At 50.0% G+C, this 21,129-nt stretch carries 22 protein-coding genes; 15 read left to right on the forward strand and 7 right to left on the reverse strand.

What is annotated here, in order from left to right; translation table 11 throughout:
* The first annotated feature begins 354 nt into the window (after positions 1 to 354).
* The 6 genes from O9K67_RS11210 (at position 355) to O9K67_RS11235 (ending at position 6,011) form a co-directional block, all read left to right on the forward strand.
* Entirely contained in the window at positions 355 to 639 is a 285-nt protein-coding gene (locus tag O9K67_RS11210) for a hypothetical protein (protein WP_134318094.1), read from the forward strand.
* Positions 640 to 716: 77 nt separating this feature from the next.
* On the forward strand, positions 717 to 1,424 hold the full coding sequence (locus O9K67_RS11215; RefSeq protein ID WP_061496344.1) for a 2OG-Fe(II) oxygenase: 708 nt from the start codon (positions 717 to 719) through the stop codon (positions 1,422 to 1,424).
* 24 nt (positions 1,425 to 1,448) lie between these two features.
* On the forward strand, positions 1,449 to 2,165 hold the full coding sequence (locus tag O9K67_RS11220) for a 2OG-Fe(II) oxygenase (protein ID WP_061496342.1): 717 nt from the start codon (positions 1,449 to 1,451) through the stop codon (positions 2,163 to 2,165).
* Between the two features lie 23 nt (positions 2,166 to 2,188).
* Complete coding sequence (locus O9K67_RS11225) at positions 2,189 to 4,159, forward strand: carbamoyltransferase C-terminal domain-containing protein (protein ID WP_082794171.1); 1,971 nt, start codon at positions 2,189 to 2,191, stop codon at positions 4,157 to 4,159.
* A complete protein-coding gene (locus tag O9K67_RS11230) occupies positions 4,156 to 4,719 on the forward strand; it encodes a GNAT family N-acetyltransferase (protein ID WP_071890031.1) in 564 nt (187 codons plus the stop codon). The genes O9K67_RS11225 and O9K67_RS11230 overlap by 4 nt, the downstream gene beginning before the upstream one ends.
* A gap of 29 nt (positions 4,720 to 4,748) precedes the next feature.
* On the forward strand, positions 4,749 to 6,011 hold the full coding sequence (locus O9K67_RS11235; RefSeq protein WP_061496339.1) for an MFS transporter: 1,263 nt from the start codon (positions 4,749 to 4,751) through the stop codon (positions 6,009 to 6,011).
* 307 nt (positions 6,012 to 6,318) lie between these two features.
* On the opposite strand, the gene ychF is transcribed toward O9K67_RS11235, so the two are convergent.
* Together ychF and pth are read right to left on the reverse strand one after the other, a co-directional pair.
* Complete coding sequence (gene ychF / locus O9K67_RS11240) at positions 6,319 to 7,410, reverse strand: redox-regulated ATPase YchF (protein ID WP_061496337.1); 1,092 nt, start codon at positions 7,408 to 7,410, stop codon at positions 6,319 to 6,321.
* Positions 7,411 to 7,537: 127 nt separating this feature from the next.
* Entirely contained in the window at positions 7,538 to 8,122 is a 585-nt protein-coding gene (gene pth, locus O9K67_RS11245; protein WP_061496335.1) for an aminoacyl-tRNA hydrolase, read from the reverse strand.
* Between the two features lie 272 nt (positions 8,123 to 8,394).
* Between pth and ychH the strand changes: the two genes are divergently transcribed.
* Positions 8,395 to 8,670 carry a stress-induced protein YchH gene (gene ychH, locus O9K67_RS11250; protein WP_061496334.1) on the forward strand — a complete coding sequence of 92 codons (276 nt, stop codon included), beginning with the start codon at positions 8,395 to 8,397 and terminating at the stop codon, positions 8,668 to 8,670.
* Between the two features lie 77 nt (positions 8,671 to 8,747).
* Here ychH and dauA read toward each other — a convergent pair whose 3' ends face one another.
* From dauA to lolB, 4 genes are all read right to left on the reverse strand, one after another.
* The gene (dauA, locus tag O9K67_RS11255) at positions 8,748 to 10,427 is read right to left on the reverse strand and encodes a C4-dicarboxylic acid transporter DauA (protein WP_061496332.1); all 1,680 of its coding nucleotides are present in this window, start codon (positions 10,425 to 10,427) and stop codon (positions 8,748 to 8,750) included.
* 105 nt (positions 10,428 to 10,532) lie between these two features.
* Positions 10,533 to 11,480, reverse strand: coding sequence for a ribose-phosphate diphosphokinase (gene prs / locus O9K67_RS11260; protein WP_012017724.1), 948 nt, complete (start codon positions 11,478 to 11,480; stop codon positions 10,533 to 10,535).
* A gap of 125 nt (positions 11,481 to 11,605) precedes the next feature.
* Positions 11,606 to 12,475 (reverse strand): 4-(cytidine 5'-diphospho)-2-C-methyl-D-erythritol kinase, encoded by an 870-nt coding sequence (gene ispE, locus O9K67_RS11265; RefSeq protein WP_088237657.1) that lies wholly within the window; start codon positions 12,473 to 12,475, stop codon positions 11,606 to 11,608.
* Positions 12,472 to 13,095 (reverse strand): lipoprotein insertase outer membrane protein LolB, encoded by a 624-nt coding sequence (gene lolB / locus O9K67_RS11270; protein WP_061496328.1) that lies wholly within the window; start codon positions 13,093 to 13,095, stop codon positions 12,472 to 12,474. The genes ispE and lolB overlap by 4 nt, the downstream gene beginning before the upstream one ends.
* A 201-nt stretch (positions 13,096 to 13,296) precedes the next feature.
* Here lolB and hemA point away from each other — a divergent pair, with 201 nt between their 5' ends.
* Genes hemA through kdsA form a run of 6 tightly spaced genes read left to right on the forward strand, consistent with a single transcriptional unit; the run spans position 13,297 to position 18,612 of the window.
* Positions 13,297 to 14,553 carry a glutamyl-tRNA reductase gene (hemA, locus tag O9K67_RS11275; RefSeq protein ID WP_061496327.1) on the forward strand — a complete coding sequence of 419 codons (1,257 nt, stop codon included), beginning with the start codon at positions 13,297 to 13,299 and terminating at the stop codon, positions 14,551 to 14,553.
* A 36-nt stretch (positions 14,554 to 14,589) separates the two neighbouring features.
* Positions 14,590 to 15,672, forward strand: a complete 1,083-nt coding sequence (gene prfA / locus O9K67_RS11280; protein WP_061496324.1) for a peptide chain release factor 1 — start codon at positions 14,590 to 14,592, stop codon at positions 15,670 to 15,672.
* On the forward strand, positions 15,672 to 16,502 hold the full coding sequence (gene prmC, locus O9K67_RS11285) for a peptide chain release factor N(5)-glutamine methyltransferase (RefSeq protein WP_061496322.1): 831 nt from the start codon (positions 15,672 to 15,674) through the stop codon (positions 16,500 to 16,502). Before prfA ends, prmC begins: the two co-directional genes overlap by 1 nt.
* Positions 16,503 to 16,518: 16 nt before the next feature.
* Positions 16,519 to 16,911, forward strand: a complete 393-nt coding sequence (gene sirB2, locus O9K67_RS11290) for an invasion regulator SirB2 (RefSeq protein ID WP_061496321.1) — start codon at positions 16,519 to 16,521, stop codon at positions 16,909 to 16,911.
* Positions 16,912 to 16,914: 3 nt separating this feature from the next.
* Positions 16,915 to 17,724 (forward strand): invasion regulator SirB1, encoded by an 810-nt coding sequence (gene sirB1 / locus O9K67_RS11295; protein ID WP_061496318.1) that lies wholly within the window; start codon positions 16,915 to 16,917, stop codon positions 17,722 to 17,724.
* Positions 17,725 to 17,760: 36 nt separating this feature from the next.
* The gene (kdsA, locus tag O9K67_RS11300; protein WP_061496317.1) at positions 17,761 to 18,612 is read left to right on the forward strand and encodes a 3-deoxy-8-phosphooctulonate synthase; all 852 of its coding nucleotides are present in this window, start codon (positions 17,761 to 17,763) and stop codon (positions 18,610 to 18,612) included.
* A 51-nt stretch (positions 18,613 to 18,663) separates the two neighbouring features.
* Here kdsA and chaA read toward each other — a convergent pair whose 3' ends face one another.
* Positions 18,664 to 19,764, reverse strand: a complete 1,101-nt coding sequence (chaA, locus tag O9K67_RS11305; protein WP_061496315.1) for a sodium-potassium/proton antiporter ChaA — start codon at positions 19,762 to 19,764, stop codon at positions 18,664 to 18,666.
* 276 nt (positions 19,765 to 20,040) lie between these two features.
* On the opposite strand from chaA, the gene chaB reads away from it, so the two are divergent.
* Positions 20,041 to 20,271, forward strand: coding sequence for a putative cation transport regulator ChaB (gene chaB / locus O9K67_RS11310; protein ID WP_061496313.1), 231 nt, complete (start codon positions 20,041 to 20,043; stop codon positions 20,269 to 20,271).
* A 151-nt stretch (positions 20,272 to 20,422) separates the two neighbouring features.
* Positions 20,423 to 21,121 carry a gamma-glutamylcyclotransferase gene (locus O9K67_RS11315; protein WP_061496311.1) on the forward strand — a complete coding sequence of 233 codons (699 nt, stop codon included), beginning with the start codon at positions 20,423 to 20,425 and terminating at the stop codon, positions 21,119 to 21,121.
* Positions 21,122 to 21,129 lie beyond the last annotated feature (8 nt).

A 21,129-nucleotide genomic window follows, 5' to 3' on the forward strand; every position in this document is an offset into this window, starting at 1 on the left:
ATGCGCGTTAAGATCGTCATTATGCGTTAAATCAGTAGGATGGTATCATCCCCTGCGATATATTCGAGATATATTGGAAATATATTAAATAAATATTTGCTATTTCTGAAGTGTTAAAATACATTCAATTAAGTGTTATCATTATGTATAAATAATATTACATTCTGTTGAATGTAGAACGTTAACCTATTGATGCAACATATTTATACTTTAAGTTTTAAAGCATATTCAGCACCACTAATTCATTTTTTATTGCTCCTTAATTCAATGTTAAGTTTAGATGACATGTACCGTGTACATCTAATCCTCGTGCAGAAATGCGCATCCTTGATAAAAAGTAATTGGAGGTATTTAGTGGAAACAAACAACATTTATACATCTCAACTTACCAGCAAGGAACTCGAAGCTTCTTTTTCAACATTAAGAGATAAACTGAAAATGTTGAAAGAAACGCTTTCAGAAGAAGAGGGCGAGGTATTCTCAAAGATCATCAAGTCAGCGGGAACCCACCTTTCATCACTTCAACAGTCAAATCAATCAGAAGATAAGTTTAGCTATATAAAGCCTATCTCAGCCGCTGCAAGTGTTAAGGTGAGAGAGGATATTATCGCCCTGTCCGATGAGCTTGACGTCCATTAATTAAATGGCCCTTAAATAATGAAATATATAGCGGTGCTGCTTTGGTACTCCGCTATATATTTTTCTGAGGCTTTGACATGATGAATACATCTGAACTAACAGGTATAAATAATAGCCTGAATGCTTTTAAAGATACATTATCTGAGCAGGAAAGGGAACATTATAAATTGCTCCTATCGCTTGCCTGTGGTGGGTTATTAGGTAAAAGCGATAAACAAGGTGTTGAAAACCTGGCTTTGAAGGCGACGCTACAGTCGTTAGCAGAATTACAACCACATCATGATCGGGTCACTGTAAATGGCATCGCCTGGAGAGGTCGGCCGGATTTTTTATCGGAAGAACTGTTTCTTGCGCTGAATAAAGAATCCAGGGATGTTTATCCTTTATCGCAGCGGTTTGATGACCATTTAGTATCCAGTGGCGGTGTGGTTGCACGTCAGGTAGCGTTTTCTGAACAGCTCATTGATCTGGTAAAAAAATATGCGGGGAATGTTATACCAACAGGAAAAACAAATTACCTTTATTATAATGAAGAAGGCATGGGTATCGATCCGCATATAGATAATGCCGAATTCCCAATGAATGTCATAATGATGCTGGACCATCAGTCTGATTCTTCCCCTTCTGCGTTGGTGCTTTATCCTACCGATCAGGATCCCGTTCGTATTTATTTGAAACCAGGAGAGTTAATTATATTGTTTGCTGATAGTATTTTGCATTCAAGAGAACGTATGAAAGAAAACGAAGAAGTGAGAATTGTCGCATTTGGATTTCAACCCGTATAACTTAAACAGAATGGTGCAATAAATATGAGCGAACATGTTGAAAGTATTGTGGATAAACTAAAGGCCTTTAACTCCACTTTATCAGAAGCTGAACAGGCTAACTATAAGCTCTTATTGGGATTGGCGGCGGGGGGGTTATCACCTGATTTTAATGTTCCAATCGATAAGGAAGAAACGGATGCGTTTAACACAGTCACTGACTGCCTGGCAAAACTGCAGCCTTACAGCAACAGAATATCGCCTAATGGCATCGCTTACCGTGGGCGTCCAGAGTTCATGACGGATGAACTGTTACAGTCTCTGCAGCATGAAGCCAGAAGCATAAGAAAAGACGCGGTGGATAATAAGGACCATTTTCTGGGATGCGGCGCACCTATCGCTGATGAGTTTTCTAAATCAACAGAACTGACAGAATTTGTACGTTTGCATGCAGGTGAGGTTTTACCAACAGGAATAGCAAGCTTTATCTACTACGATAAAGCCGGCCAGGGAATTGATCCGCATATCGATACGGATATTTTTTCACTTAATGTCTTATTGATGCTTGAACATACTAACCCGGATGAAACAGGTTCCTGTCTTGTCGTCTTTCCTTCTCACTCTGAACCTGAACGGATTAATCTCAAGCCAGGGGAATTGGTTATTATGTTTGCTGGCAGCATCACGCATGGTCGAGAACATATAAAAGAAAATGAAAAGGTTTCAATTTTGACATTTGGATTCCATCCATTAGGTATTTGATTATTAATAATGCTCGATAAAAAATGGCAGATCACTATATGAAAAAAGTTACATTAGGCATTCATCTGGGTCATCATTCTTCCTGTGCTGTGGTTATTGATGGGGTACTGGTGGCGGCTATGCAACAGGAAAGAGTAACTCGAAGAAAATATGATGGTCGACCTTTTTTTAATAATGAGTTACCGATTCATCAATGTCTCAATCTCGCGGGTGTAGAGTTGAAAGATGTTACAGATATCATCTCATCACTACAGTCTGTTGCGCCGGGTGGAATAGGTTTAAGACATCCTCTTGTACAACCGGGATTTAATTTGTTTGACCCGTGGGATAAACGGCATAAAGTTATTTCTCACCACCTGGCGCATGCTATGTCAGCATTTGGTTGTTCAGGTTACCCGGACGCGAGCGTTTTAGTTGTGGATTTAGCGGGGGCGTCCACGGAGTCCGGGCAAGATTTTGTGATGCCATTTTCTGACTATTACCATCATATAACTGAAAATAAAGCCAGGGAGGGTATGGTCTTACAGACAGAATGTCTGTCAATATATTCTTTCGATGAAAAAGGTTATTCACTACTTGAGCGAGAATTTTGTACTCCGCATCCGACCCCGGATGTTTTCGTGCAGAATGCAGCAAGTTTATATGATAATGTCGCAAGGAGCATATTTGGTAGCGAAAATGCGCATGGTCAGTTAATGGCATTAGCCTCATTGGATACGCATACGGAAAATGAAACAAATCAATTCAATGAATTGATGACGGATGTTGATGGTCATATAACATTTCACAACGGCTGGCAGGAACGATTTTCCATTAACGGTGACCCAATCAGAAATATCCCTTTGGCTAAGTTAACGCAAAACACGTTACAAAGTGCGCTACTCTCTTATGCAGAAAGAAGCAAAAAAATCGGTAAATCAAATAAGTTCTGTGCGGCTGGCGGAGTGTTTCTGAACATACTGTCTAATTCTGCTATTTTTGATAGTGGTATATTTGAAAGCTGTTACTTCCCGGGTTCTCCGCATGATGCAGGAATTTCTATAGGTTGTGCTTTTTTTGGTCAAAGAATATGGGAAGCACCGCATTTAGAATATCAAGAGAAATACAATACGGACCGGTTAGGCACAGATATTCTCGAACCTGAGATTATGCGTGCACTGGATCATCATGACATGTTCATAACTGATAACGGCAGGCAGACGCCAGAGGACATTGCCAGGTTATTACAAGATGGAAAAATAATAGCCCGCTGCGCAGGACGTGCTGAATTTGGGCCAAGAGCATTAGGCGGTCGTAGTTTACTTGCTTCTCCACTGTTGGAAGAGTCTAAGATCAGACTGAATAAAATTAAAAACAGACAAGATTGGCGACCGGTTGCTCCGATTATCCAGCAAGATAAAATCAATGATTTTTTCAATGGCCCGACGGTCAGTCCGTATATGAACTACGTCCATTATATCAAGGAGGATCATGTTCCTGCACTAAAGGCGCTGGCTCACCCCGATCGCTCTACGCGTGCGCAAACATTGTTAAGAAGCACTGATCCTGTGCTTTATGATATTATGTCGAGTTTTAACGATGCAACCGGGTATCCTGTATTAGTCAACACTTCTCTTAATGGAGGTGGTGAGCCTATCATCGATAATGCTGAGGATGCGATAACATTCTTCAGGCATAATGAAGATGTTGATTTTTTACTTTTGGGGGAGCATCTGCTATCCAGAAACGAAACCAGCTGGCTGCAGAGTTTTCAGGAAGGGAACAAACTTCGGTTAAGTGATGGCACCTTGACTAATATTATATTTTCTAAGGGGAAGCGGTATGTTTTTTTCATCAAAGGCAGGTTATCAGTGAGCGTGGACCTGACCATATTTGATGCCGTTAACAAAAATGACGGCTATTTATCTTACGCTTTACTGGAGAGCAAAGATAGCGCTGTTATGAAATCCCTGTTCACAGCCTTGATGTTTGGTCTAATGGAGTTTGCACGGTGAATGCTAAAGTAATTGAGACTATGATGTCGGATTTATATTTTCTGGAACCGTTGAATAAGTCGCACGCCCCAAAAATGTATGAGGGGTTATGTGTTGATTCTGATTATAGGTTTATACCCACCAACCCGCCAGTAAGCGTTGAAGAGTTGGCGGCACGATATGAGAGAATATCTCAGCGTCACTCTTCAGGTCAGAGCGAAATATGGCTAAATTGGGTTATTATTAATCGTCAGAGTGGCGACTATATGGGGTATGTCCAGGCGACCGTTATGGTTGATCAAGGATGGGCATATATTGCTTACCATGTGTTTAGCAAATATCAAAAAAAAGGCGTGGCAAAACAGTGCGTACGCATGTTGATAGATTTTTTATTTAACAATTACACGTTATCCCATGTTGATGCATTGATCGACACACGTAATCTGGCCTCAATTGGTTTAGTGGAATCATTGAAACTAAAAAAAATCAACGAATTAAAAGATGCGGATTTTTTCAAAGGAAGCACAAGTAATGAATTTCATTATCGGGTTTTTGATAGTGAATGGGCCATGAAAGCGTGAGTTTATAACTATAGTTACCGGGGATGGCGATGAGAGAAAATTTACCACTTTGGAGAAATAGAATATTCAGTAAATTATGGTTCTCTCAAATTTTTACCCAGATTGGTACTGAAATATCACTCTTCGCTTTACCAATTTTTGCCATCACACAATTGCATATAACGCCCATTCAGATGGGATACCTTGTTTTTTCAGAACAGATGGCACCTATTCTATTGGGTATTTTTTCAGGAATTTTTATCGATCGCCACAACCCGCTTAAGATCATGATATTTAGTGAGGTTTTTCGTGCTCTGATATTAATTTGTATCTTTGTTTTGTTTTGTTTTTCACAGGCAGGTTTTTTTACTTTGTTTATTTCTGTGTTTCTCTTGGGATCTGGATCTGGAAAGCTATTTTTTGATGTTTCATATCGTAAACTGCTCCCCGGATTATTTAAACCTTCAGAAATTGTTCAGTGCAATGCTAAGTTGGCAAGTGCAAATTCTTTATCAGAATTACTTGGGCCTGTTATCGCGGGTTGCATGATAAAGTTATTCTCTGCTGCGGATGCTCTTTTTTTTAATGTTATTTTCTTTCTTTTGTCGTCACTTTTTTTATTGTTATTGAAAAAGATAAAAATTGAGATAGTGAAAGAAAAAAGGAACAGTAGATTAAGTTCAGTTTATACAGGCTATCAATTTGTTTTTAAAACACCCCTGTTAAGAATTATTACTTTCAGCGGCGCAGTGTGGAATTTCTGCTACGCGCTGGTCTACACGATATTTATCTTTTACGCGGTAAATCAACTCAAAATATCACCCTTTATGCTTAGTCTGGTTTTCATCCCTGGCGCCATTGGCGTATTGGTGGGGGCATCACTAATACCTGTGATGATAAAAAAATTTGGCTACGGTAATTCACTGTTATTTGGGGTAGCAATAACCGGTGTTTGGGGCCTCATTTTGAGTCTGTTACAGCCAGTAGAATGGGTTATCTTTGCGATAGGCATAGCGTTTTTTTTCTTTGGCTTAGGGCAAACTGTTTTTAATGTCATTAATGTTTCTATTAATCAAATAGTTATCCCCTCTCATCTGCTTGGTAAAGTTATCGCTTCTTTGCGAGTTTTATTCTGTATGACCATTCCTTTAGGGGCTTTGGCCAGTGGTTACTTAGCACAAGCGCGTTCACCGCGCGAAGCGATATTTATCGCTACATTGGGCTTGATGTTTTCGGCTTTTATTCTTGCCCTGCCACAGGTACGCCAATTCAAACTTGAAGCACCCGTACACCCAGCAGAATCTGACGTTTGATGAGGGCTATCCGCCGTCAGGTTTTCATGAATATGATGATTACAATATTGATAACCAGTGCCGCTTTCGATGAGAGGGAAGAGGAATAACATGTGCCCGACGAGCGTTCATGCGCGTTGCCGGAATGGTTCACCGCGCAGTTCAGCTAGTTGTTCGCCGGGCTTCAGCTGCAACAGTCGATGCACCGCGTTTAGCGGTTTCCTGAAGGATTTTAAGAATAATGAAAAATCCACGCAATTGCGTGGATTTTATAGGTTTTTGCGATGTTTATGAGATTCAGCGAAACCTCATGAGACAACACATTTCATTAGACGTTAAACAGGAAGTTCATGACGTCGCCGTCTTTGACGATATAGTCTTTACCTTCTGAACGCATTTTGCCGGCTTCTTTCGCGCCTTGCTCGCCTTTGTAAGTAATAAAGTCTTCATAGGCAATAGTCTGGGCGCGAATAAAACCTTTTTCAAAATCGGTGTGGATTTTCCCTGCCGCTTGCGGCGCGGTCGCGCCAACCGGAATGGTCCACGCGCGGACCTCTTTCACACCGGCGGTGAAGTAGGTTTGCAGGTTCAGCAATTCGTAACCGGCACGGATCACACGGTTCAGGCCCGGCTCTTCCAGCCCCAGTTCTGCCATAAACTCTTCACGATCGGCATCGTCCAGCTCGGCGATGTCGGACTCTACTGCGGCACAGACGGCAACCACGACAGAGCCTTCTTTGGCGGCGATTTCACGCACCTGATCCAGATACGGGTTGTTCTCGAAACCATCTTCATTGACGTTAGCAATGTACATGGTCGGTTTCAGCGTCAGGAAGCTCAGGTAGCGGATGGCTGCTTTATCTTCGTCCGTCAGATCCAGCGAACGCAGCATGCCGGCATTTTCAAGCTGCGGCAGGCATTTTTCCAGCGCGGCCAGCTCGGCTTTTGCATCTTTATCGCCGCCTTTGGCTTTCTTCTGCACACGATGAATCGCGCGTTCGCAGGTGTCCAGATCGGCCAGCGCCAACTCGGTATTGATAACGTCAATGTCTTCCGCTGGATCCACTTTGTTGTTCACGTGGATGATATTGTCGTTTTCAAAGCAACGTACAACGTGACCGATGGCTTCGGTTTCACGGATGTTGGTCAGGAACTGGTTGCCCAGGCCTTCGCCTTTGGACGCGCCTTTTACCAGACCGGCGATGTCCACAAACTCCATGGTGGTTGGCAGAATACGCTGCGGTTTGACGATTTCCGCCAGCTTGTCCAGACGCGGATCGGGCATCGGTACGACACCGGTGTTCGGCTCAATGGTACAGAACGGGAAGTTAGCCGCTTCGATACCGGCTTTGGTGAGCGCATTGAACAGGGTGGATTTACCTACGTTGGGCAGGCCAACGATACCGCATTTGAATCCCATGATGTAATTACCTTAATCTCTTGATAATCAACCCGTTACAAAAAACGGATTGCAGAAAAGTGAATAACTTCGCCTATTATACACGTAACCGCTGTAACGCGCGGCAAAAAAGCCGCAGCGCACGGTTTTACTGCGCCTTAAAGGCGTGCAGGCGGTTAGTGGCTTTGGTTAAACCATCTTTCAGCCAAATCTCGGTACAACGCGCCGCTTCGTCTACGGCATCGTCGATCAACTTCTGTTCAGAAACCGGCGGCTTACCCAGCACAAAGCCAACAACTTTGTTTTTATCGCCCGGATGACCGATTCCCACGCGCAAACGGTGAAAATTCGGGTTATTCCCCAGTTTGCTGATAATGTCCTTCAGGCCGTTATGACCGCCATGCCCGCCGCCGAGTTTAAACTTTGCCACACCGGGCGGCAGATCAAGCTCATCGTGCGCGACCAGAATTTCGTCCGGGTTAATGCGATAAAACGTCGCCATCGCCGCGACGGCTTTCCCGCTGAGGTTCATAAACGTCGTGGGAACCAGCAGGCGTACATCTTCGCCAGCCAGATTGATGCGCGAGGTGTAACCAAAAAATTTCGGCTCGTCACGCAGTGGGGCGCGGGCGCGATCCGCCAGCAAATCCACATACCAGGCGCCCGCGTTGTGGCGTGTCGCGGCATATTCAGCACCGGGGTTTGCCAGCCCGACAATCAGTTTAATCGTCACTTTTTATTCCTGACCAGATCAATCTTCGGCGCGTAGTGTACGTTGTGCAGCGCGCGATGACAAAATTCTCACAGCGAAACGCGAATAATGTTAATGATTGCTCTCATGAACCATTCGAATTTCAACGAGTTCAGTAGCTTATTTGTAAATTTGTGTTAGTCGGATATGTGTAATTGTGATCGCCTCCGCAACCGCTATAAAGCTCGCTGTCTATACTTTATCCACAAGGATTGGGGTGATACCCGTCCAACCCATCGTTCCGGAGGTGACATATGAAACGCAAAAACGCTTCGTTACTCGGTAATGTGCTTATGGGGTTGGGGCTCGTGGTGATGGTTGTTGGAGTGGGATACTCCATTTTAAACCAGCTTCCGCAACTTAACCTGCCACAATTTTTCGCACACGGCGCGGTACTGAGTATTTTCCTGGGGGCTGTGCTTTGGCTTGCGGGGGCACGTGTTAGCGGTCATGAGCAGGTGTGCGATAAGTACTGGTGGGTACGTCACTATGACAAACGCTGCCGTCGCGATCGGCAAAATCACAGCTAACAGATGTTCATGTCGATAACGGTTCCCGCAGGAACCGTTTTTTTTGGTGATGCGCAAAACGGTGTTGCGCACCTGAATCAGATATCGGCCAGCGCCGCGTCGCGGTTCGGGAAAAAAGCCAGCCGGCCAGGAATGGGTTGAATACCTGCGCGGGCCAGCGTACGCAGCGGCTGGAATTCCAGATTGCTGACACGAAGCTCCGTGCCTTCCGGCAAACGAGCCACAAAGCGGCGGAAAGCATCCAGTCCGCCAGCATCCAATACCGGAACGGCGTCCCATTTGAGTACGACGATGCGTTTCCCGGCAATGCGCGTTTCCAGATCGCTGAACACACCTTCGGCGGCGGCGAAGAACAGCGGACCGATCACGCGCAGCACCAGCACATCTTCTGGTACTTCGACATTAACAGCCGCCAGGTGAGTCATGCGCGCAATGCGGCGCATAAACAATAATGATGCCAGTACGATGCCGACGCTGATGGCAATAACCATATCGAACAGCACCGTCAGTGACATACAGAGCAGCATCACGATGATGTCGTCCGCCGGCGCGCGGCGTAGCAGATCAATCACCTTATGCGCCTCGCTCATGTTCCACGCCACCATCAGCAACAATGCCGCCATGGCCGAGAGGGGGAGCCATGAGAGCAGGGGAGCCAGCACCAGCAACGCCATGATCACCAGCAGTGCGTGGATAACCGCCGCAATGGGGGATGTTGCCCCGGCGCGAACGTTCGCCGCAGAACGGGCAATCGCTGCGGTGGCGGTAATGCCGCCAAAGAACGGTGCGATGATGTTGCCCAGGCCCTGGCCGACCAGTTCGCTGTTGGCTTTGTGCTTGGTGCCGGTCATACCATCCAGCACCACGGCGCAAAGCAAGGATTCAATGGCCCCCAGCATCGCCATCGAAAACGCGGCTGGCAGTAACGCCCGTAATGAATCCCAACTCAGGGTAAATGTCGAACCTGGTAGATCCCACGGTAGCACCAGTTGCGGTAGAAGTTGGGGAATGCCGTTGCCCTGGCTGCCATCGGCCAGCACGTAGTGAAATTGTGAGCCGATAGTCGCGACATGGCCGCCGAGCAGGTTAACAACCAGCATGACCGCGCAGCCTGCAAGCAACGCAGGCAGATGGCCCGGCAGGCGCAATCGCAGGCGCGGCCAGAAGATCAGTGTTCCGAGCGTGACCACGCCGATAGCGGCATCGCCAGCATTCACGGTGGGCAGCGCCATCACCAGCGCGCCGACTTTTTGCAGGTAGTGCTCCGGCACGTGCGTCAGTTGCAGGCCAAGAAAGTCTTTGATCTGCATGGTGGCAATCGTGATGCCGATCCCGGAGGTAAAGCCGAGCGTGACGGAAAGCGGAATGTATTCGATCAGGCGGCCAAAGCGCGCCAGACCGAAGAGGATCAGAAACACGCCGGACATCAACGTCGCGACCAACAGTCCCGCGAGGCCAAACTGCTGCGAAACGGGATAGAGGATCACCACGAACGCGGCGGTCGGGCCTGAAACGCTGTAGCGCGAACCTCCGCTCAGCGCAATCACGATACCGGCAATGGCTGCCGTATAGAGTCCATATTGTGGCGCGACGCCGCTCCCGATTGCCAACGCCATCGCAAGGGGAATCGCAATAATCCCGACCGTTATCCCGGCGATCAGATCCCGGGTAAAGCGGGCGGCGGTATATTTTTCTTTCCAGCACGCGTCAATCAGCGCGCGAAAAGGCATAACATGAGGAGAGAGCAGCTTGTTCACAATGGGATGTCATCCGTGAATGCGTCTGTAACGGGTTAATAAATCATACAAGTCATGTTCGGAGATAAAAAAACCCGCCGTAGCGGGTTTTTTCTAACGCAGCGATTAATGCTCGAACATGGCAGAAATCGATTCTTCGTTGCTGATACGACGGATAGCTTCAGCCAGCATGCCAGACAGCGTCAGCGTACGTACGTTCGGCAGCGCTTTAATCTCTTCGCTCAGCGGAATGGTGTCACAGACGACCACTTCGTCGATCACAGAGTTGCGCAGGTTGTTTACCGCATTACCGGAGAAAATCGGGTGAGTGGCGTAAGCGAATACACGTTTTGCTCCGCGTTCTTTCAGCGCTTCTGCCGCTTTGCACAGGGTGCCGCCGGTATCGATCATGTCATCAACCAGCACGCAGTCGCGACCCGCCACGTCGCCGATGATGTGCATCACCTGGGAAACGTTAGCGCGCGGACGGCGTTTGTCGATGATCGCCATGTCGGTGTCGTTCAGCAGTTTGGCAATGGCACGAGCACGAACGACGCCGCCGATGTCCGGAGAAACCACAATCGGGTTGTCCAGATTCAGTTGCAGCATATCTTCGAGCAGGATGGGGCTACCAAACACGTTATCAACCGGTACATCAAAGAAGCCCTGGATCTGTTCAGCATGCAGGTCAACGGTCAGTACGCGGTCTACGCCAACGCTTGAGAGGAAATCGGCAACAACTTTTGCGGTAATCGGTACACGCGCAGAACGCACGCGGCGGTCCTGACGGGCATAGCCAAAGTAAGGAATGACCGCGGTGATACGGCCTGCGGAAGCACGGCGCAGGGCATCGACCATCACAACCAGTTCCATCAGGTTGTCATTGGTAGGGGCACAAGTGGACTGGATGATGAAAATATCACCACCGCGTACATTTTCATTAATTTGTACGCTGACTTCGCCATCGCTAAAGCGACCTACGGCGGCGTCGCCGAGAGAAGTGTACAGGCGGTTGGCAATACGTTGTGCTAGTTCCGGGGTTGCGTTACCAGCAAAAAGCTTCATATCAGGCACGAGAAGAACCTCAGGCATGCGTCCAGTGGTGGATAGAGTCGGCCAAAATGTGCGGTCAGGGCAGAAATCTATCCATGCGGTGTATTAAAGAGCGCGATGCAACGTCTGGAACATGAGTGACGTTGTCACCGGAGCTCAGCTTGCCCGGCGATGGCTTGCGCTAGCGGCGAGAGGTTGACGCCTCGCGCGACAAAACCGTTTAGCCATTCCGGGGCTTGCTCAAGCACCTGACGAGCGGCGGATTCGGTGTCAAATTCGGAAAAGACACAGGCTCCTGTGCCAGTCAGGCGCGACGGCGCGTATTCTAACAGCCAGGAAAGCGCCGCATCAACCTCGCGAAAACGTTTTCTTGCGATAACCTCGCAATCGTTGCCGAATTCACATTTTAGTAACGTCTCAATGGACCTTTTCGGTGTATTTCTCGGCAACTCTGGATCCTTGAAGATGACCGGCGTAGGGATGCTTACACCGGGATGCGCCACCAGATACCATTTTTCCGGTGGGTTAACGGGCGTAAGCACTTCACCCACACCTTCCGCGAATGCGGCATGCCCACGCACAAATACCGGCACATCTGCGCCAAGCGTCAGCCCCAGTTCCGCCAGTTCGTCTACGCGCAAATTACAGCGCCACAGGTGGTTTAATGCCACCAGTACGGTGGCAGCATCCGAGGAGCCGCCGCCCAGCCCGCCGCCCATTGGCAAGCGTTTATCGATGGCAATATCCGCACCGCTGCCCGCCGCTAACCGCCCGGTTTCTGCGGCGCGTTTCATCAGCATACGGGCGGCGCGAACGATAAGATTGTCCGCATCGGGCACGCCATCAATCGGCGTCAGCAAACGAATCTCGCCATCATGGCGGGGTTCAATGTGTAAGGTGTCGCCATAATCCAGAAACTGGAACAGCGTCTGTAAGGTGTGATAACCGTCAGGTCGTTGACCGGTAATGTATAAAAAAAGATTGAGCTTCGCCGGAGCCGGCCAGGTGGTCATCATTTAACGATCCAGTTATCCATTTTTAGCTTGATGCGCTGGCTACCGTCACTTAACTCCATGTTTGCAGGCAGAGAAGGCTGGGTTTTGCTGTCATAACCGCCATAAACCACTTTCCAGGTTTTGCCGCCCTGGCTGTAATTGACTTCACTCAGGCGATACTGATCGTCAAGGGTATAATCGGTCGCTTCGCCCGGCAGGCCAAGGATCCACTGACGCAGGCTGTTGAGCGGAATCGGCATACCGGTCAGTTTGCCGATCATCTCTTCGGCATCGTCAGCGGTATAATGCTTGCCTTTGTTATCCACCAGTTCAACAGAGCCCGGTTGCGCGTTCAGCTCCAGTTCGGTGCTGCCGAGGGGATTCGTAAGCAGAAGACGGTAGCGATCCTGCCCGGTCTGCTGCCAGAAGAAACGGGCGTAGACTTTTTGTTGGTCGGAAAGATAAGCAAAGGCACCGCGTGTTTGATACTGGCTTAACGCGCGGACTTGCTGCTGGTGCTGACGCCACTGCGGCGCGTCAGGACTTTTGCCCGGGCCTTTTGGCGCAGTGATCGTACAGGCGGTGAGAACGAGGCTGGCCAGTGGCAGCAGGCGAATAAGGCGGGAAGCAGGCAAAGTCATAATGATGACAAATCCTTGAGATACGTTGCAGTTATTACCCCTAATGCTAGCGTCGTGATGAAACAGCGTCTACGTTCAAGTTGTCTTAAATCATTAAATTACCAATTACTCCGAAAGGGTAGTCTCTCTTTTATTGACCACGCGCATCCTGTATGATGCGCAGAGTCTAACCTTATCAACGTTGGTACTATTCCCGCGCCCATGACCCTTTTAGCACTAGGCATCAACCACAAAACGGCACCCGTTTCGTTGCGAGAACGCATTGCATTTTCGCCGGAAACGCTTGACCAGGCTCTGGAAAGCCTGCTCTCGCAGCCGATGGTGCAAGGCGGAGTGGTGCTGTCGACCTGTAACCGCACTGAACTTTATTTGAGCGTTGAAGAGCGGGATAACCTGCATGAAGCGCTGGTGCGTTGGCTGTGCGATTATCATCATTTGCGGGAAGACGAAGTCCGCCAGAGCTTGTACTGGCACCAGGATAACGACGCGGTCAGCCATTTAATGCGTGTGGCCAGCGGTCTGGATTCGTTGGTTCTCGGCGAACCACAAATTCTCGGTCAGGTTAAAAAAGCCTTTGCCGATTCTCAGCGCGGGCATCACAACGCCAGCGATCTGGAGCGCATGTTCCAGAAATCCTTCTCTGTTGCGAAACGAGTGCGCACCGAAACCGATATCGGTGCCAGTGCCGTGTCCGTTGCGTTTGCTGCCTGTACGCTGGCGCGGCAAATTTTCGAATCACTGGCGTCGGTGACGGTGCTGCTGGTCGGCGCTGGAGAGACCATCGAGCTTGTAGCGCGGCATCTTCGTGAACACAAAGTGCAGAAAATGATCATTGCCAACCGCACCCGTGAACGCGCGCAGGCGCTGGCGGATGAGGTGGGAGCGGAAGTGATCTCGCTGAGCGATATTGATGAGCGTCTGAAAGACGCTGACATCGTGATCAGCTCTACCGCCAGCCCGTTGCCGATCATCGGCAAAGGGATGATGGAGCGCGCCATGAAGGCCCGGCGTAATCAACCTGTGCTGTTGGTGGATATCGCCGTTCCGCGCGACGTTGAACCGGAAGTCGGTAAAGTCGCTAACGCCTATCTCTACAGCGTGGACGACCTGCAAAGCATCATTCAGCACAACCTGGCGCAGCGTAAAGCCGCGGCGGTGCAGGCAGAAACAATTGTCGCCCAGGAAACCAGTGAATTTATGGCCTGGCTGCGTGCACAAAGCGCCAGCGAGACTATCCGTGAATACCGCAGCCAGTCTGAAGTTGTTCGTGATGAGCTGACGGCAAAAGCGATCGCTGCGCTGGAGCAGGGTGGCGATCCGCAGACTATTATGCAGGATCTGGCGTGGAAACTGACCAACCGCCTGATCCACGCACCAACCAAATCTCTTCAGCAGGCTGCCCGTGACGGGGACGATGAACGCCTGCATATTCTGCGCAACAGCCTCGGGCTGGATTAGCACAACAATCTCTTATTACAAGGTGCACTTACGCCTATGAAGCCTTCTATCGTTGCAAAACTGGAAGCCCTGCATGAGCGCCATGAAGAAGTTCAGGCGCTGCTCGGTGACGCGCAAACCATCGCCGACCAGGACAAGTTTCGCGCGCTGTCGCGGGAATTCGCGCAGTTAAGCGATGTATCACGCTGTTTTACCGACTGGCAACAGGTTCAGGAAGATATCGAAACGGCGCAAATGATGCTTGATGATCCGGAAATGCGTGACATGGCACAGGACGAGTTACGCGACGCGAAAGAAAAAAGTGAACAGCTTGAACAACAGTTGCAACTTTTACTGCTGCCAAAAGATCCGGACGATGAACGTAATGCGTTTGTTGAAGTGCGTGCCGGGACAGGTGGTGACGAAGCGGCGCTGTTCGCAGGCGACCTGTTCCGTATGTACAGCCGTTATGCGGAAGCCCGTCGCTGGCGCGTAGAGATCATGAGCGCCAACGATGGCGAGCACGGTGGATACAAAGAAGTGATTGCCAAAATCAGCGGTGACGGTGTCTATGGCCGACTCAAATTCGAATCCGGTGGTCATCGTGTACAGCGCGTTCCCGCCACTGAATCACAGGGCCGTATCCATACCTCTGCCTGTACCGTGGCAGTGATGCCGGAACTGCCAGAAGCAGAACTGCCGGACATTAACCCGGCTGATTTGCGTATCGACACCTTCCGCTCTTCCGGTGCGGGCGGGCAGCACGTTAACACCACCGACTCCGCAATTCGTATTACTCACTTGCCGACAGGCATTGTGGTGGAGTGTCAGGATGAGCGTTCGCAGCACAAAAACAAGGCCAAGGCGTTATCCGTGCTGGGGGCGCGTATCCACGCAGCGGAAATGGCCAAACGTCACCAGGCGGAAGCCTCAACCCGTCGCAACTTACTGGGCAGTGGCGATCGCAGCGACCGTAACCGTACCTATAATTTCCCGCAGGGGCGCGTGACCGATCACCGCATTAACGTGACGCTTTACCGACTGGATGAAGTGATGGAAGGCAAGCTGGATATGCTGATCGAACCGATTGTGCAGGAGTACCAGGCTGACCAGCTGGCGGCACTCTCCGAGCAAGACTAATGGACTATCAACAGTGGTTGCGTGAGGCAATACGTCAATTACAGGGGAGTGACAGCCCGCGGCGCGATGCGGAGATCCTGCTCGGTTTTGTGACGGGGAAGTCGCGTACCTTTATACTGGCTTTTGGCGAAACCTGGCTCACCGCAGAGCAACAACAACAGCTCGACGCACTGCTGGCGCGGCGTGTGCGCGGCGAGCCAGTGGCACATCTGGTTGGCGTCCGTGAGTTCTGGTCGTTGCCGCTGTTTGTCTCGCCTGTCACATTGATTCCTCGTCCGGATACCGAATGCCTCGTTGAACAGGCGCTAAACCGCCTGCCTGAGACGCCGTGCCGTATCCTGGATTTAGGCACCGGTACCGGTGCTATTGCACTGGCGATGGCCAGCGAGCGTCCTGACTGCCAGGTGACGGCCGTCGATGTGGTTGCAGAAGCCGTAATGCTGGCGCAGCGTAATGCAGAGCACCTTGGCATTGGTAATGTCGACATTCGCCAGAGCCACTGGTTTAGCGCCCTGGCCGGGCAGACGTTTTCGATGATTGTCAGTAATCCTCCTTATATCGATGAGCAGGATCCGCATTTGGCACAGGGGGATGTGCGTTTTGAACCGTTAAGTGCGCTGGTCGCCGCTGACCACGGGCTGGCGGATTTAGAGAGTATCATCAAGGAAGCGCCTGACTATTTACTACCGGGTGGCTGGTTGCTGCTTGAGCATGGCTGGCAGCAGGCTGAGTTAGTGCGTAACCTGTTTACCCGGCATGGCTGGCGACAGGTTGCCACCTGCCGCGATTATGGCGATAACGAACGTCTGACTCTCGGGCAGTGGCCCTGAGTGGAGTGAACAGGCAATGAGTGCTTTTAAGGTCCTGATTACACTACATTTGACGTCGGTGGTATTGACCATTAGCCTGTTTGTTTTACGCTACTGGTGGCGCTGGTCAGCAAATCCGCGCGCGCAGTCGCGCTGGGTGCGCGTATTGCCGCATACCATTGATACCGTCTTGTTGTTAAGTGGTGCGGGATTAATGTGGGGGACGGGCTATTTACCTTTTACTGTTAAAGGTGCGTGGCTGACTGAAAAGCTGTTTGGCGTTATCATCTATATCGTTTTGGGTTTTATTGCGCTTGGGCGACATCGCCCGCGCAGCCAGCAGACAGGGTTTATCGCCTTTATGCTGGGGCTGGTGGTGCTGTACATCATCATCAAACTCGCCGCCACAAAAGTACCGATACTGGGGTAAGACATGAGGTCGTTAGCCGATTTCGAATTTAATAAAGCACCGTTATGCGATGGGATGATCCTTGTTTCAGAGCTGATTCGTGATGATTTTCCTTCACAATATGTGCATGACGAACTGGAGCGGCTGCTCAGTCTGGCACGCGAAGAAATCAGCATGGCGAAGCCTCAGGACTGGCAACTGGAAAAACTCATTGAACTGTTTTATGGCGAATGGGGCTTTAAAGATACACGCGGCGTCTACCGTTTGTCCGATGCGCTATGGCTGGATAAAGTGCTGGAAAACCGCCAGGGTAGCGCCGTATCGCTGGGCGCCATTTTACTGTGGGTTGCCGGGCATCTGGACATTCCGCTGACGCCAGTGATTTTCCCGACGCAACTGATCCTGCGCGCCGAATGGCTGGATGGCGAAATGTGGCTGATTAACCCATTTAATGGCGACACGCTGGATGAGCATACGCTGGAAGTGTGGCTGAAAGGCAATATCAGCCCGGTTGCCGAGTTGTTCAATGAAGATCTGGATGAAGCCGATAACGCGGAAGTGATCCGCAAGCTGCTGGATACGCTGAAATCGGCGTTGATGGAAGAGCAGCAGATGGAACTGGCGTTACGCGCCAGTGAAGCATTGTTGCAGTTCAATCCGGAAGATCCCTATGAGATCCGCGACCGTGGACTGATTTATGCGCAACTGGATTGTGACCACGTCGCGCTGCATGATTTAAGTTATTTTGTTGAGCAGTGTCCGGAGGATCCCATCAGTGAGATGATCCGCGCGCAAATCAACACCATTTCACATAAACAGATTACTTTGCATTAAGCATGTGTTCCGATTCACACTCGATAAGGCGATTCTATGAAACAAAAAGTGGTTAGCATTGGCGACATTAAGGTCGCGAACGACCTGCCGTTTGTACTGTTTGGCGGTATGAACGTGCTGGAGTCCCGCGATTTGGCAATGCGCATTTGCGAACACTACGTTACCGTGACCCAAAAACTGGGTATCCCGTACGTGTTCAAAGCCTCTTTTGATAAAGCCAACCGCTCTTCTATCAAGTCCTACCGTGGACCGGGTCTGGAAGAGGGGATGAAGATTTTTCAGGAGCTGAAACAGACGTTTGGCGTAAAAGTGATCACTGACGTGCACGAAGCGTCCCAAGCGCAGCCGGTTGCCGATGTCGTTGATGTCATCCAATTGCCGGCGTTTCTGGCGCGTCAGACGGACCTGGTGGAAGCGATGGCGAAAACCGGTGCGGTTATCAACGTCAAAAAACCACAGTTCGTCAGCCCGGGGCAGATGGGCAATATTGTGGATAAATTCCACGAAGGCGGTAACGACAAAGTTATTCTTTGCGATCGTGGGTCTAACTTCGGTTATGACAATCTGGTTGTGGACATGCTGGGCTTCAGCGTGATGAAGAAAGTCTCCAATAACGCACCGGTGATTTTCGATGTTACCCACGCGCTGCAGTGCCGCGATCCGTTTGGCGCTGCGTCCGGCGGTCGTCGCGCGCAGGTTGCTGAGCTGGCGCGTGCGGGGATGGCAACCGGCCTGGCAGGCTTGTTTATTGAAGCGCATCCGGATCCGGATAATGCGAAATGCGATGGTCCGTCCGCACTGCCGCTGGCGAAGCTGGAACCGTTCCTGAAGCAGATCAAAGCCATTGATGATCTGGTGAAGAGCTTTGACGAGCTCGATACCCAGTAAGAACGAAAAACCCCGCATCGCGGGGTTTTTTTTTATGGAGACAATCTGCCGTCAGGCAAAAATCGTCATCAGATAGGCTGCAAATAACGCCAAATGCGCCGCGCCGTTCAGCACATTAGTGCGCCCGGTAGAGAAGGAAATATGGCACAACACCAGTGATGCGACCATCACAATCATCTCCGGCGCGCCCAGCGCAAAGATCAAATTATTGCCGGTGAACCACGCAATCAGCGTCACAACCGGCACGGTCAACGAAATGGTTGCCAACACTGAGCCGAAAAAGAGATTCATCGCGCGCTGAACCTGGTTATTCAGAACGGCTTTCAGCGCTCCCAGACCTTCTGGTGAAAGGATCAGCAACGCCACCAGGAAACCGGTAAATGCAACAGGCGCATTCAGTTCGCTCAGCAACGCCTCCAGCGGTTTGGCGTTCATCTTGGTCACAGCGATAACGGCAACCAGATGAATAATCAGCCACGCCGTATGCCACAGATTACCGTGTGCAGAAGGTTTGCCATGGTGCGGATCGTCATCATCGCTCTCATCTTCATGTTCATAGACAAACAGGCTTTGATGCGTTTTTGTTTGAATCAGCAGAAAGACGCCATACATGGCTGCCGAAATCAGCGCCACCAGTAACGACTGACCGATAGTGAAATTAGCAGACGGCAGCGCCATCGGAAACACCAGCACTATAATCGCCAGCGGAAACAGGGCAATCAGGTACTGTTTAATGCCAAACAGATTCATATACTGGGTGGCGAATTTGCGCCCGCCGAGCAGCAATGAAAACCCCACCAGACCGCCAGTCACGATCATAATGATGGAGTAGAGCGTATCGCGCATCAGTGTCGGAGCCGCATCGCCAGTGGCCATCAGCGCAGAAATCAGACTTACTTCAAGAATAACGACCGAAAGGCTCAGAATCAGCGAGCCGTAAGGTTCACCGAGACGGTGCGCGAGAACATCTGCATGGCGCACCACGCTAAAGGCGCTGGATAAAATACCGACCAGCGCCAGAATATTAATGCCAATTACCGCTGGCAGCGACTGCGTACTTCCCCATAACAGCAGTACTCCCAGCGCCAGCACCGGGAAAATAAGCGTGGTCTCCTTGTGGCGGGTTTTTACCGCCTCGTGCGTTGTTGTCATTGTGATTCTCCATCCAGCATGCAGGTATTTGACAATTATAGTTAAAAAATTTGAACGCCTTAACATAGCAAAGCGCGACCCCATGTTGGGGATATTTACCTGATTTTACGGGAAGCAGTTTCTTTCTATTTGAATCCGGCAAAAAGTCGTCTTTTGTTTAAATAGTATTTACTTTACAGAGAGATGATTATGTCTATTTTTCACTAACACGTTACGGCTGGCGCAAAAGGAGGTTGTCGATCAGACTTAAAGATTTCCCCCAGAAGGAGCCAGAAGATGCCGTATAAATCGAAATCTGATCTGCCTGATAGTGTGCAGCATGTGTTACCCGCCCATGCACAAGAGATTTATAAAGAGGCCTTTAATAGCGCCTGGGAGCAATACAAAGATAAAGACGACAGGCGCGATGACGCGAGCCGCGAAGAGACGGCGCACCGTGTCGCCTGGGCTGCAGTCAAACATGATTATGAGAAGGGTGATGACGACAAATGGCATAAAAAGAAATAAATGTCTTTAGCGCGTTATTCGATAGATTGTCGCTATTGCAAGCGGCCTGTGAATTGCATAAGGTCGTAGTAAGTTGCGTTGAAACGCAGCATATGTCGGGAAGGCAGCCGTAAAGCAGTCGCAAGGAAGCATGCAGTGGCGGAGGTAAAAGATGTTAACGCGTGATTTCTTGCTCAAGGCCGATTGTAAAACGGCGTTTGGCGATATAGACGCATCGCTGTTATGGTCGGCGGAACAACGGGCGGCATCCCTGGCTGCCACGCTTGCCTGCCGTCCGGATGACGGTCCGGTGTGGATTTTTGGTTATGGTTCGCTGATGTGGAACCCTGCGCTGGAGTTTGACGAATCCTGCACCGGAACGCTGATCGGTTGGCATCGCGCGTTCTGTTTGCGCCTGACCGCCGGACGCGGTACGGCTTGTCAACCGGGGCGGATGCTTGCACTGAAAGAGGGCGGTCGCACCACCGGCGTGGCTTATCGGTTGCCTGCCCAGACGGTTGAAGAGGAACTGAGCCTGCTGTGGAAGCGTGAGATGATCACCGGCTGCTATATGCCGAGCTGGTGCAAACTCACCCTTGACGATGGCCGTGATGTTAATGCGCTGGTGTTTATCATGGATCCCCGCCATCCACTGTATGAATCTGATACCCGCGCGCAGGTCATCGCGCCGCTGATTGCCGCCGCCAGCGGGCCGCTGGGCACCAATGCGCAATATCTCTTTTCACTTGAGCAGGAACTTATCAAGCTTGGCATGCATGACGATTGTCTGAATGAGCTGGTAGGGAAAGTGCGGGGACTATTGGAAGAAGAAAAACCAGGCCCGGACCTGCAACCTGGTTTTGCCTGCTAACGGTTGCG

This window comes from Kosakonia oryzendophytica (assembly GCF_027886705.1).
Taxonomy (GTDB): Bacteria; Pseudomonadota; Gammaproteobacteria; order Enterobacterales; family Enterobacteriaceae; genus Kosakonia; species Kosakonia oryzendophytica.